9 protein-coding genes and 1 pseudogene are annotated in these 11,769 nt (G+C 62.4%); 4 read left to right on the top strand and 6 right to left on the bottom strand.

Translation table 11 applies throughout. The annotated features are described in order from the left end of the window. Positions 1 to 96: 96 nt before the first annotated feature. Positions 97 to 648, top strand: a pseudogene (locus ASD04_RS19325) (zinc-binding dehydrogenase); the annotation flags it as partial. 120 nt (positions 649 to 768) lie between these two features. Here the strand turns inward: ASD04_RS19325 and ASD04_RS04990 are convergent. After that, a complete protein-coding gene (locus tag ASD04_RS04990; protein WP_056253471.1) occupies positions 769 to 1,707 on the bottom strand; it encodes an ornithine cyclodeaminase family protein in 939 nt (312 codons plus the stop codon). A gap of 205 nt (positions 1,708 to 1,912) precedes the next feature. On the opposite strand from ASD04_RS04990, the gene ASD04_RS04985 reads away from it, so the two are divergent. The 3 genes from ASD04_RS04985 to ASD04_RS04975 all read left to right on the top strand — a co-directional run bounded on the left by ASD04_RS04985 (position 1,913) and on the right by ASD04_RS04975 (position 5,568). Then, positions 1,913 to 2,779 carry a GNAT family N-acetyltransferase gene (locus tag ASD04_RS04985; RefSeq protein WP_056253467.1) on the top strand — a complete coding sequence of 289 codons (867 nt, stop codon included), beginning with the start codon at positions 1,913 to 1,915 and terminating at the stop codon, positions 2,777 to 2,779. Between the two features lie 20 nt (positions 2,780 to 2,799). Next, positions 2,800 to 3,969 carry an alanine racemase gene (locus tag ASD04_RS04980; protein ID WP_056253465.1) on the top strand — a complete coding sequence of 390 codons (1,170 nt, stop codon included), beginning with the start codon at positions 2,800 to 2,802 and terminating at the stop codon, positions 3,967 to 3,969. 135 nt (positions 3,970 to 4,104) lie between these two features. Continuing rightward, the gene (locus ASD04_RS04975; protein ID WP_056253462.1) at positions 4,105 to 5,568 is read left to right on the top strand and encodes an aldehyde dehydrogenase family protein; all 1,464 of its coding nucleotides are present in this window, start codon (positions 4,105 to 4,107) and stop codon (positions 5,566 to 5,568) included. Between the two features lie 119 nt (positions 5,569 to 5,687). Here the strand turns inward: ASD04_RS04975 and ASD04_RS04970 are convergent, their stop codons facing one another. From ASD04_RS04970 to ASD04_RS04950, 5 genes are all read right to left on the bottom strand, one after another. Further along, positions 5,688 to 7,016: an aspartate aminotransferase family protein gene (locus ASD04_RS04970; RefSeq protein ID WP_056253459.1), complete on the bottom strand. Its 1,329-nt coding sequence runs from the start codon at positions 7,014 to 7,016 to the stop codon at positions 5,688 to 5,690. Between the two features lie 10 nt (positions 7,017 to 7,026). Then, complete coding sequence (locus ASD04_RS04965) at positions 7,027 to 8,187, bottom strand: phosphotransferase (RefSeq protein ID WP_244488255.1); 1,161 nt, start codon at positions 8,185 to 8,187, stop codon at positions 7,027 to 7,029. Positions 8,188 to 8,265: 78 nt separating this feature from the next. Next, positions 8,266 to 8,934, bottom strand: coding sequence for a haloacid dehalogenase type II (locus tag ASD04_RS04960; RefSeq protein WP_056253456.1), 669 nt, complete (start codon positions 8,932 to 8,934; stop codon positions 8,266 to 8,268). A gap of 344 nt (positions 8,935 to 9,278) precedes the next feature. Then, entirely contained in the window at positions 9,279 to 9,551 is a 273-nt protein-coding gene (locus ASD04_RS04955; RefSeq protein WP_280137665.1) for an iron chelate uptake ABC transporter family permease subunit, read from the bottom strand. A gap of 392 nt (positions 9,552 to 9,943) precedes the next feature. Continuing rightward, entirely contained in the window at positions 9,944 to 11,185 is a 1,242-nt protein-coding gene (locus ASD04_RS04950; protein ID WP_056253450.1) for a site-specific integrase, read from the bottom strand. Between the last annotated feature and the right edge of the window lie 584 nt (positions 11,186 to 11,769).

Here is an 11,769-nt window from a genome sequence, read left to right as displayed (position 1 = left end):
CGCCTCTCGACCAACCCGAAACCGAACGGAAACCAGCCAAGTGAACGGGGCAAAGGTCGCTGATACCAACACGCCTTACTGGTAGGAGGCGGCGCCCGAAATACGATGCACCTGGGTGTGGACCGGCCCGGTCTTTCGCCGAGTTCTCCTTCGACCTGATTGGGGAAGACGTGCTGGTGACCGGGCCGGGCCGATTGGCATCACGGGCGCCCTTGTGGCGCAGGCGGTTGGCGACCGCAAGGTCGTCATCACCGACATAAATCCCACGCGGCTCGAGCTCTTCGTCACGTCGTCGACGCTTCCAGAAAGCCGCTGGCCGAGGTGATGTGGCAAGTCAGCATGATGGAGGGTTCGACGTCGGCCTTGAAATGTCGGGTTCGGCACGGGCCTTCCGGGACATGATCGACGTCAATGAACAACGGCGGCAAGATCGCCGTTCTCGGCATTGCGCCGACGGGCTTCGAGATCGATTGGAGCAAGGTTATCTTTAAGATGCTGACGCTTAAGGGCATCTACGGGCGCGAAATGTTCGAGACCTGGTAAAAAATGATCGCGCTGGTGCAGGGGCCGCTCGACGTGTCCGGCCTGATCACGCACCGCACCGGCATTGACGATTACAAATCCGGCTTCGACGCCATGCGAAACGGCCTGGCCGCCGACGCCATGCGAAACGGCCTGGCCGCCGACGCCATGCGAAACGGCCTGGCCGCCAAAGTGGTGATGGACTGCTGGGCCGGCAACACCGCTACCGGGGCTACAGAGCCCCGGTCAGTTCCGCTGGCCTTTGGCGCGGATCAGCGCGTCGGCCATGAACAGATCCTGCAGGGAAATCCCCGAACTGTCGAACACGGTGATCTCCGACTCGCTGCCACGCCCAGGGGCGCGCCCCTCAATGACGTCGCCGATGGGCGTTACCGCAAGCGTGCCAGCGTCGATCGCGTTGCGCGCATGCTGGAAGTCACCGATTTGGATGGACTGGGATAGCAGATCGCAGAATAGGCTCGCCCTGGGATAGAGGTCCGCGGGAAGTTCATGCTTACCGGGCGCATCGGACCCCATGCTCACGACATGTGTACCCGGTCCAACCCAGGCGGCGTCGAATAGGGGTTCGCGTGATGGCGTTGCCGTCACTACGATATCGGCGGCACGCACGGCCTCCTCAGCGGAAGCAATGCGGGCATCGAGGCCGCTTTGGCGAATCTCTTCCACGAAGGCATTGCGCCGCTCCGAAGGGCGGGAGACGATCAGCACCTCCTCAATCGGACGAACCCTCGCTAAGGCCGCAACTTCATAGCCGGCCTGATTGCCCGCACCGAAGATCGCCAGGACCTTGGCATTTTTTCTCGCGAGCAGATCGGTCGCAACGGCGTCGGCGGCCGCGGTCCTGAAGGCATTGACCTTGCCTGCTTCGATGACGGCCCGGAGGCGCCCCGTATGTTGGTCGAGCAGCACGATGGTGGAATTGTGCCGCGGCAGTCCGATCGCCGGGTTGCCAGACCAGAACGAGCCAACTTTGACGCCGGTCAGTTCGGCCGACCAACCCGACTTCACGGAAAAGGTATTCGTTGGTTCCCTGGAGCGTCCGAGAACGGCGGGAAAGACGCCGCTCAGGTCAGATGCCGCGGCCACGAGGGCCTGCCGCACCGCCTCGAATGCCAACTCATGCGTCACCAATGCAGCAGACACGTCTTCGCTGACATAGATCATCGGTTTCTCCGGTTGTGTCTGAAACGCCACAAACAACGATTGGGGGCTGGGCATATCTCTAGCCGGACCTGAGCCGCGCATTGTGCTGATTGACGAAGAAAAACGAACGATCCCGCCGATTTGCCCAGAGGAAACGGCAGCGTCGCCTGCTCAGGGGGTGACACCTTGTGCTCGACTTCAACGGAAGCCGGACTTCGTAGCTCCCATGGCCATCGACAGCGAGAAAGAAACAGCGGTAGCCCCGATCGCGTTAGGGCCATTCGATGCTGCATGCCTGCGAGGCGGTCTGAGCCTGTCGCAGGAGATGGGCTGGCCCTACCGCCTGGAGGATTGGGCCTTTGCCGCCCAGCTCGGCGAGGGCTTGGTCCTGGTGCGCGCAGGCGAGGTAATCGGCACGGCCATGTCATGGCAATATGGGGCAGACTTCGCCTCGGTCGGCATGATCATAGTGACGGCCTCGGCGCAACGTGGCGGTAACGGCTCCCGCCTCTTTGACGGCCTGCTGTCGGCGCTCGAAGGCCGCAATATCCTGCTCAATTCCACCGACGAAGGGATGGCGCTTTACCAGCGGCGCGGATTCGTGCCGTTCGGCCGTGTGCACCAGCATCAGGGCGTGCCAACCGCATCCTTCGAGAACAACAAGCAGGAGGGTATCCGCCCGGCCGCCGCTGCCGACCTGTCCGCAATCCAGGCGTTTGATCAACGCGCTACGGGGCTCTCTCGGCCATCCATGGTGGCAGCGCTCTGCGGAGTGGGAGATACGCTGGTCCTGGAGCGTGCCGGCCGCCTTGCCGGCTATGCCATCGCCCGCAGATTCGGACGCGGATACGTCATCGGCCCCTGCGCTGCAGAGAGCGCAGAGAATGCCCGTCGTCTGATCCAGGCCCAGCTTGCCACGCTCCAGCGCGAGTTCGTGCGCATCGACGTCTATGCCAAGGACGGACTGAGCGGCTGGCTTGAAGAAATCGGACTGAAACAGGTCAGCCAGGCCGTCGCAATGGTCAGGGGCCGACCCCCTGAGTCCGATGGTGCGGCCACCATGTTTGCCCTTGCAAATCAATCTTTCGGCTAGTGACGAGGACCGCGCCAACCATGCAAACCGCAGCAAAACCAAGCCTGCCGCCGCAGTCGATCCATGAGCTTGTCACCCCTTCGCTTCTGCTGGATCGTGGCCGGCTCGACCGCAATATTGCCCGACTGGCCGATCACGCCCGGCGTTTGGGCGTGGTTCTGCGCCCACATATGAAGACCGCGAAGAGCATCGACGTGGCGCGACGTGTCTTTCCGGCTGGTCCGGGTCCCATCACCGTTTCCACGCTTGCCGAGGCGGAGTACTTCGCAAGCCATGGCTATCGCGACATGACCTACGCGGTGGGCCTATCGCCAGCTTCGGCCCTGCGCGCCATGGAGCTTTGCCGCCGCACCGGTGCCGAGGTCAAGCTGCTGCTCGACACGGTCGAGCAGGCCGATGCCCTGGCCCATGTGCGCGAGGCGACCGGGATAGTTCCTTCGGTGCTGATCGAGCTGGACGTCGACGATCATCGTGGCGGCCTCAAGCCGGACGACCCAAGGCTGACCGAGGTGGCCGATCGCGTCGTGGCGGCCGGCGCCAACCTCGCTGGCGTCCTGGCCCATGCCGGGGAATCCTATGGTCTGAACACGCCGGCAGCCCTGATCGCTGCCGCCGAGAGTGAACGGGCGGCCACGGTTCGCGCCGCCGAGATCCTCCGCGCGCATGGCCACGCCTGTCCGATCGTTAGCCTGGGCTCCACGCCAACCGCACACTTTGCGCAGAATCTCGATGGCGTCACCGAGCTTCGCGCCGGGGTTTACATGTTCTTCGACCTCGTCCAGAACGGGGTCGGCGTCTGCAGCGAGGACGATATCGCCGTTTCCGTGCTGGCTTCGGTTGTCGGCGCCAAGCCCGAGAAGGGTTGGATCCTCGTCGATGCCGGATGGATGGCGCTTTCGCGCGATCGCGGAACGGCAAGCCAACGCGTCGACCAGGGCTATGGCGTGGTGTGCGACGAAATCGGGCGTATCCTGGAAGACGTGATCGTCTCGCAGGCCAGCCAGGAACACGGCATCCTTTCGATTCGCCCGGGGTCGGGCAAGACCATGCCCCACCTGCCTGTGGGCTCGCGGGTCCGCATCCTGCCAAACCATGCCTGCGCCATGGCCGCCCAGCACGAATTCTACAGCGTCGTCGATGGCGAGGGCGCAGGCATAGAGGCCCGCTGGGAACGCATTCGCGGCTGGTGAGGCCCCCGGCCAGGACTGAAGCGAGGCTCGAAGCAAGATGAAGCTGACATCACACTGGTTGGACGCCGTCCGGCCCCTCCGCGACAACTTCCTGCCGATTGCAGGCACCCACCACAGCACGAAGGATTTGGTCTAGTGACGTCTCCGCTCGAGCACCTATCCGGCAACGGCCATATCGACCGGTTCTATATCAGCGGAAAGTGGGTCGCCCCGAAGGGGAGCGCTCACGCCGCCGTCATCAACCCGGCCACCGAAGAGGTCATTGCGCAGATTCCGCTGGGGGATGGACGCGATGTCGATGCTGCCGTTGCCGCAGCCCGGCGGGCCTTCATTGCCTGGGGTCGGACAGCACCTGAAGAGCGTGCCGCACTCCTCGAACGCCTCCAACACCAGCTCGAAGCGCGCGCTGAGATCATTGCCCAGAGCCTCACGTTGGAAATGGGTGCGGCGATCGGTTATGCGCGCAGTGCCCAAGTGCCGTTCGCCATCGCCCACGTGCGGACGGCGCGCGAAGTGTTGGCCCGCTTCTCGTTCATCGAGCGGCGGGGCCAGACCGCCATCGCACGTGAGCCGATCGGCGTCTGTGCTTTGATTACGCCATGGAACTGGCCGCTCTACCAGATCACCGCCAAAGTGGCTCCGGCACTGGCCGCGGGTTGCACGGTGGTACTCAAGCCGAGCCAGTTGTCGCCCCTCAGCGCGCTGCTATTTGCCGAAGCAATCGAGGCAGCGGGTTTCCCGGCCGGCGTCTTCAATCTCGTGCATGGCAATGGTCCCGATGTGGGTGAGGCGCTCGCCTCCCACCCGGATGTCGACATGATTTCGATAACCGGATCGACCCGCGCCGGCATTGCGGTAGCCCAAGCCGCCGCCGTGACGGTAAAGCGGGTCGCTCAGGAGTTGGGCGGGAAGTCACCAAACGTGGTTCTGCCGGATGCCGACCTCGCCCGCGCTGTGCCCCCCGGCATTGCCGCAAGCTTCCGGAATCTGGGCCAATCCTGCAGTGCCCCTACGCGCATGATCGTGCCGCGTGACCGTCTGGCGGAGGTCGAGGCGCTCGCGGCACAGGCTGTGGCAGAGATCGTCGTCGGCGACCCGACGCTTGAGGCAACGACCCACGGGGCCATCGCCAATCGCGGGCAGTTCGACCGCATCCAGACCATGATCGGTGACGCCGTCGCGGAAGGGGCCAAGCTGCTGGTCGGCGGCCAGGGGCGTCCAGGCGGCCTCAATGTTGGTCTCTTCGTGAAGCCGACAATTTTTACCGACGTGCGCACAGACATGCGTATCGCGCAGGACGAAGTGTTCGGGCCGGTACTCTGCATCATTCCCTATGACACGGTCGAGGAAGCCGTCGCCATTGCCAATGACACGATCTATGGCCTGGGCGCCCATGTTCAGGGTAGGGACATGGACATGGTGCGGCAAGTGGCGTCCCAGATCCGCTCGGGCCAGGTGCACCTGAACTACCCTGCCTGGGATCCGCACGCGCCCTTTGGCGGCTACAAGCAATCCGGCAACGGCCGCGAATATGGGCTCGAGGGCATGCTGGAATATCTCGAGGTCAAATCCATCCTGGGATACTACCCGGCGGAATAAGGCGCTCTGCCGCCTCCCGATCAGCTGACAGCGTGCAGCGCGATTGCGCCGAACGCTGTCAGGTTCGCTTCAGCTCTGCTGCTCCCTGTATCGCCCGGTGCCGCCATGCCGGGCGGCTCTCAGGGCGCCACGCGGGTGAAGGCCCGCTGCACCGACGCGAGGAACAGGTCGACATGCTCGGCCCCACATACGAGCGGCGGCCGCACCTTGAGAGTGTCTTCATGGGCCCCGGTCGTGCTGATGAGCACGCCATCCTCGCGCATGAGGTTCACCACATCCACTGCCAGCGCGCGCCTTTGGGCCGGCGGTGTTGTCTCGATGCCTATGTCGATGCCGAAGAATAGTCCCGCGTTCCGGATGGCGCGAAGCGACCGGTGCTGCCGTGCGATTTCTTCGAGGCCGACGCGAAGCCGCTCGCCCATGGCCAGCGCATTCTGTGCAATCCGGTCACGCTGCAGGATCGTCAACACGGCGTCCGCCGTCGCTATACCCACCGTATTTCCGGCGAAGGTATTGGAATAACGGGCGGTAGCGCCGAATTTGTCCATGGGCGCCTTACGCCCGACGACGGCACCAATTGGAAAGCCATTGCCCATTGGCTTGCCGAGCGTCACCAGATCTGGGACGACCCCGTGCCGCTCAAATCCCCACATATGTGCCCCGGTCCGCCCGAAGCCCGGTTGAACCTCGTCGGCAATGAGTAGGCCGCCTGCATCCCGCACCCCAGCAACACCCTTGGCGATGAAGCCTGGCGGATCCACCCACACGCCGTCGCTGGAGAAGATGCTGTCGATGAGCAATGCTGCCACGCCGATACCGCGACGGTTCAGGTCGAAGATCGCCGCGCGCACTTGTGCTTCGAAGAAATCAGCCGCCTGGGCTTCGGGGGCTCTCTCGGGACCAGGCAGGCGGACCATGCGGACGTTGGGGCTCAGCTTGACGGCATCGCCCAGGTTGGGAGAAACCGCGGCAACGGCTGCGCTTGTGCCATGGTAGGCATAGGTCGATACGATCACGCCTTCGTTGCCGCTGGCTAATCGCGCGATACGCAAGGCCAGGTCGTTGGACTCGCTGCCCGTGCAAGTGAAAACGACGCGGTTGATCTCTTCCGGGAAAGTGCCGACCAGCCGCTCCGCATAGTCCACGAGCCTTGGCTCAAGATAGCGTGTGTTGGCGCTTATCCTGCCCGCTTGCTCCGCCATGGCAGCATTTACTTCCGGATGACAGTGTCCGAGCGAAGGCACGTTGTTGTAGAAGTCGAGGTAGGCCCGCCCGTCGGGATCATAGAGCCACATGCCCTCGCCGCGAACGAAGTGCACGGGATTGCGGTACTGCAACCGATATGACGACCCCAGGACGCTGTCGCGGCGCGCAATCAACTCGGCCTCGCGCCGGGGAAGCTCGATTTCGCCGGGTCTGTAGCGATTGGGCATGAGATCTGTTGACATGTGCTGCTGCCTATCGGGGTACGTTATATTCAGGAGATTTGCCGGGCCGCGGTGACGATATGGCTGCCAGGATGGCCGTCTCGGCCGAGGCGGCATCAAGACGCGCCAAGATGGCAAGGCCACGCTCGGCGCGCGCGACGTTCTTGTTGATGTATTCAGCGTCGTCCGGAAACAGGTGAGAGCGCCAATAGTTGATCAGGATCAGCGCGCTTTGCCGGGCCCGCATCAAGCCGACGAGCAGCCGCGCTTCCAGCCCGGAGAGCGGGATGACTGAGGCATAGCCCGCGATGACGTGTTCGGCCCCGCCAAGGGGAAGACCCGGGTCGGTCACCATATGGCTGGCCGCGATTGCGAGATCTTGTATCCTCGGGCTCCAGCAGCCATCGCCGAAATCGATGAAGCCGAGGCCCCGGTCGGTCATGATCATGTTGAAGGGGCTGGGATCATTGTGCGTAACCTGCCAAGGTAGGTTGGCGAGTTTGGGGGCAATAGTGTCCGCATAGTTTGCCATCGCCGCGCGGACCTGGTCGGAAATCCTGCCGGCAGGCAGGTATTGCTCGAACGACATCAACCGCGGCCAGCACCCGATATGCCAAAGGACAGGTCTGTGAACGGCCGGCGGCTCGACCCGCCCGAGGGCTCTGTCGAGCCGGGCGAGTGCACAGCCGGTGTGGAACAGCAGGTCTGGCGATGGGAATTCCCGGTGGAGCGGGACGCCATCGATGCGAGTCTGAAGGTAGCCGTGGACCCCATCATCCTCGAACGTCCGGCTGCCACTTCCGGTATGAACCAGTTGGGGAGCGAGGAAGCCGCTTGCCCCGTCCAGCCCGGCCAGTGCCGCCGCCTGGAAACCGAAGCTATCGGACGCCTCCGGGCGGGTCGAGGTCTTGAGGATTAGCCTGCGTCCGTCCGGCAGTTGCACCTCGGCGGTGCGCTCAACCTCGGAGGACAGGATCGTAACCGTTCCAGCCAGTCCATAATGCCGATCGAGCAGCGCCGCCGACGCATCGGGTTTGTCGCGGTCCGGCTGCGCCGCCAGGATTGCCGCGGCGGCGCGAAAGTAGGCTTCTGCCGAGCCGGCGGGGGCCAAAGCACCATCGAGCGCCGTCGGCCTGGAATGGTCGGTTCGACCATCGCCTTCAATCGGGTTCGGGTAATGGATAATACGCAACTGCAGGTCCCCGCGGTCGTTGGAATTATGCCCATATTCGCGAAAGATCAGGCGCCGGAAACCGGCGCTTGAGGTGTGTCAGATGCCGAAGACGCCCGGCAGTCGCGACACATCCTTGATCTCGGTGTACTCGTAGTAGGGATTAGCAGGTTCGTGGCGGCGATTGACCCAGACCTTGCTCTTGATGCCCAGGTCATAGGCGGACATCAGATCGTGGCGGAAGGACGAGGAGACATGCGTGATGTTTTCCGGACCGCAGCCGAGCATGTCGAACATGTATTCGAACGCCTGGAAATGCGGCTTGTAGGCGCCCGCGTCTTCCGCCGTAAGGACGGCGTGGAACGGCGCGCCAAGCTTGGCCACATTGGAGGGAATCTGGGCGTTCATCGAGTTGGTCAAGATGACCAGCGGGATTTCCTTGGCCAGTCTGGCCAGGCCCTCCGGCACATCCGGGTGCGGCCCCCACGAGGGGATACGGTTGTAAATCGTCTGCGCATCCTCGGGGCGGAAGGCAACCTTGTTGCGGCGGCAAGTGCGCTCAAGGGCGTTGTGGACGATTTCGGCATAGGGCTTCCAGGCCTGCATCACTTCGTCAAGGCGGTAGCCCTGGAAGTTCTTGATGAACTCGTCCATGCGCGGCCCATCCAGAAAGTGGCCGAACAAGCCTCGCGCGGCTTCCGCCATCTGAAAGTTGATCAGCGTGCCGTGGCAATCGAAGGTTACGAATTTCGGCCGAAAGCGGTCCATGTCCCTGGTTCCCGTATTGTAGACTTGGAACAAGGCTAACGACCTTCATCCGAAATATTGTGCCGGAGTGCCTGCCACTTTGGCAGATATCCCTTCATCCGGCCGGCGATCCTGCGCAAATATGCGTGCCAGGCGAAGACGCAGCTCAATGCCGATTGCGCACGCGCACTACCACACCCGAATTCGCGCGGCAGGTAAACCTGCGGTTGCACATCTCTGCCTCTCGGCGCAGCCGACTGCCAGTTGCGGCTTCAGCGACAGTCTTGGACGCTATTCCACCGTTCTGACGGTTTCCGGCGCTTACCCAAACACCCGTGAGTTGACTCTAGCTCGAAGAGTTCAGGTCAAGTGGCAGCCACGTGCTTCTTTCGCATCATTAGAAGGAAGAAGACCCCACCAACGATGCCGGTAATTACGCCCAAGGGAACGTCCTGAGGGGGGATGATGATCCGGGCGAACATATCGGCCATAACCAGGAAGATCGCGCCGACCAGGGCGGACAAGGGAAGCACCCTTCGATAATCGCCGCCTACCACCATGCGCACCACATGCGGCACCATCAGGCCTACAAAGGATATCACGCCTGAAAAGGCAAAGTGGCTCTGAGGGACAAACAGCTCTCGTCACTGACAACGTCATTGCGCTCCTACGACGTTGAGAAAGCCGCGACGGCAAAGAGTCCGCCGTCAACCTTACCCTCCTCTAGTATTGCAGCGTTGGCCCGTTTGCGGGCCAACGCACAGCTCTGGTACCTGAGCACAACCTGCCAGTCAGCTGGCCACCTCCAATTTGCCGCCCTCATTCTGGTCGCTCGCCACATGAACGCGTCCGCCAAAGTTTAGCCAAGGGCGCGGTCGCGCAAATCTCGCTCTGCTGGCCCATGTCACCTCAGCGGGCATCGCGCTCGGTGTCAACATGGGCAACGGCCTGCCACGGACCAAGCCGCCCATTCGCCCGAGGATGCGGGGGAGGGGCCGCATCGACGGTAGGAGTTGCAGGCCCCTAGCGGTTAGGCTGCTTGCTTGAATGTCTTTCGGGCGAGTAGCCTTCTTAGATATGCGTCCCATTTCTTCATGGCTGCGCGCTTCTCAGGCATGTAGGTCCAGCGATCGTAACTTTTGGAACTTACGTCCTGCAGCGCATGGTTTTGCAGGCGATCGCGGATTTCCTTGGAGAGGCCGGCTTTGCCCGCCAGAGTCTTGAAGGTCCTGCGCAGGTCTCTGTTCGTCGCGTAGGGGATGACGCCACGGTCTCGCTGTCGCCAGACAAAGCTGTAAAGCGAGCCGTGGCTGACCGATCTTGAAGGGTCATGCGCTGACGGAAAATACCAGCCGTACTCGTTTGGAATGATGGATTCGATGAGCTCTGCTGCCAGCGAAGGGACCGGTACAGCGTGCGGCTGGTCGTTCTTCGTCTTCGACCAGTCAATGATCTTCTCGGCAGCATCCCATTGATCGACATGGAGGCGGGCAATCTCCTCAACGCGCTGACCGGTCAGCATGATGAGCTGAATGGCACGAGGGTAGGAGGGGTGCACCGGGACGTCGGGGGAGTCGAGCCACCAATAGAGACGGGAGAATTCAGCTTCGTCGAGCCAGCGTGTTCCCCGCACCTTTGGCTCAGTCGGGATCGCGGCTGCGGGATTGAACGATATGCGGAACCGGCGAGGTGATGAGTTCCGATAGTCGTGCTCCGACTTCATGCCCCAACTATAGGCGGCATGGACATAGCTTCGGACGTGGTCTGCCATGGAGCGGGCGCCGCGCTCGTAGATCGGCCGGATCAGCTCAACAATCTCCTCTGCGTCGATTTCGCGCGCAAGGCGATGGCGACCGAGCGTGTTGGCGATCTTGTTGAGACCTTTTTCTGTCTCCTTCCAGGAGGGCTTGTCCGCGGATTTGAGTGCGGCCACATAGCCCCCGAAAAGATCCTCAACAGTTCCGGCGCGGGCGTCGGTCGCGATCTTGATGCTTCGGCCCTTCTGGATGATCTTGGCGAAGTCGCGGTCGAATATCTCGCGCGCACTGGCGAGAGACATCGAGGGGTAGGAGCCGATCTTTTTTTTGACGCGCTTCCCGTCACGCCATTGTTGCGCCATCCAGTCGGCGGTCACGCGCGTGGGCATGGGTTTCAGGACCAGGATGAGCCGGCCGGTGCCGTGCCCGTCGCCATCAACCAGCGTTTCCTGTTTTCCGATTTGTTCGATCCGCTTAATTGCGGCGCGAATTTCTCCATCAGAGATGACCGGCATGTGTTTCTCCCTTGCGTTGAGAGTGGACCTGCCGACAAAGGAGAAGTGGGTACACCCACCGAAAATGGAGTCGGCAGTTGGGGTCTGTTGGGGTTTTGATCCCCCGAAAGACACCCAGAATCTGCCACACCATCCGGGACTACGACAAGTCAAAAAAAGCAGGTGAATCAGTGTGATACAGCGTGATCCTGCGTGATCTAAATAGGCACTTTGGGGTGGTTGTGCATCACGGTCATTCACGTGGGATCACTGATGGTCACGCTGGGTCATGATGGCGCAAGACTGGGGCCCGGACCTCCTGGGCGACACGACATCCCTTAGGGCCCGGAGTTCCGCTGGGGCAGGGGGCAGGTAGCTGCGCTGAGACCGTGGAAGTGGGGTGAGCCGTGATCATCCCACTCGGCAGATTTGGGGCCGGTAGCGGACTGGCGCTTTTAGGTTCAATGGCCGGATAGCTGCCGTTCAGCACCAGAACGCCAACGGCAGCTTCCGTGAAGAGTTTCGGCTGCCGGCAGGCGCCCGAAAGTCCCCGAAGAACGAACCCGCGAGCCACGGGATGGGAGCTATGGGTTTTTCCCGATTTG

Origin of the sequence: Devosia sp. Root436, assembly GCF_001426345.1 — a bacterium.
Classification (GTDB): domain Bacteria; phylum Pseudomonadota; class Alphaproteobacteria; order Rhizobiales; family Devosiaceae; genus Devosia.
The sequence above is the reverse complement of the archived record's forward strand: the minus strand, read 5'-3'. Positions and strand labels throughout refer to the sequence as shown.

Coding starts and splice junctions, on each gene's coding strand:
- ASD04_RS04985 (WP_056253467.1), top strand. CDS start 1,913: ATGGCCATCGACAGCGAGAAAGAAACAGCGGTAGCCCCGATCGCGTTA.
- ASD04_RS04970 (WP_056253459.1), bottom strand. CDS start 7,016: ATGTCAACAGATCTCATGCCCAATCGCTACAGACCCGGCGAAATCGAG.
- ASD04_RS04950 (WP_056253450.1), bottom strand. CDS start 11,185: ATGCCGGTCATCTCTGATGGAGAAATTCGCGCCGCAATTAAGCGGATC.
- ASD04_RS04990 (WP_056253471.1), bottom strand. CDS start 1,707: ATGATCTATGTCAGCGAAGACGTGTCTGCTGCATTGGTGACGCATGAG.
- ASD04_RS04980 (WP_056253465.1), top strand. CDS start 2,800: ATGCAAACCGCAGCAAAACCAAGCCTGCCGCCGCAGTCGATCCATGAG.
- ASD04_RS04960 (WP_056253456.1), bottom strand. CDS start 8,934: ATGGACCGCTTTCGGCCGAAATTCGTAACCTTCGATTGCCACGGCACG.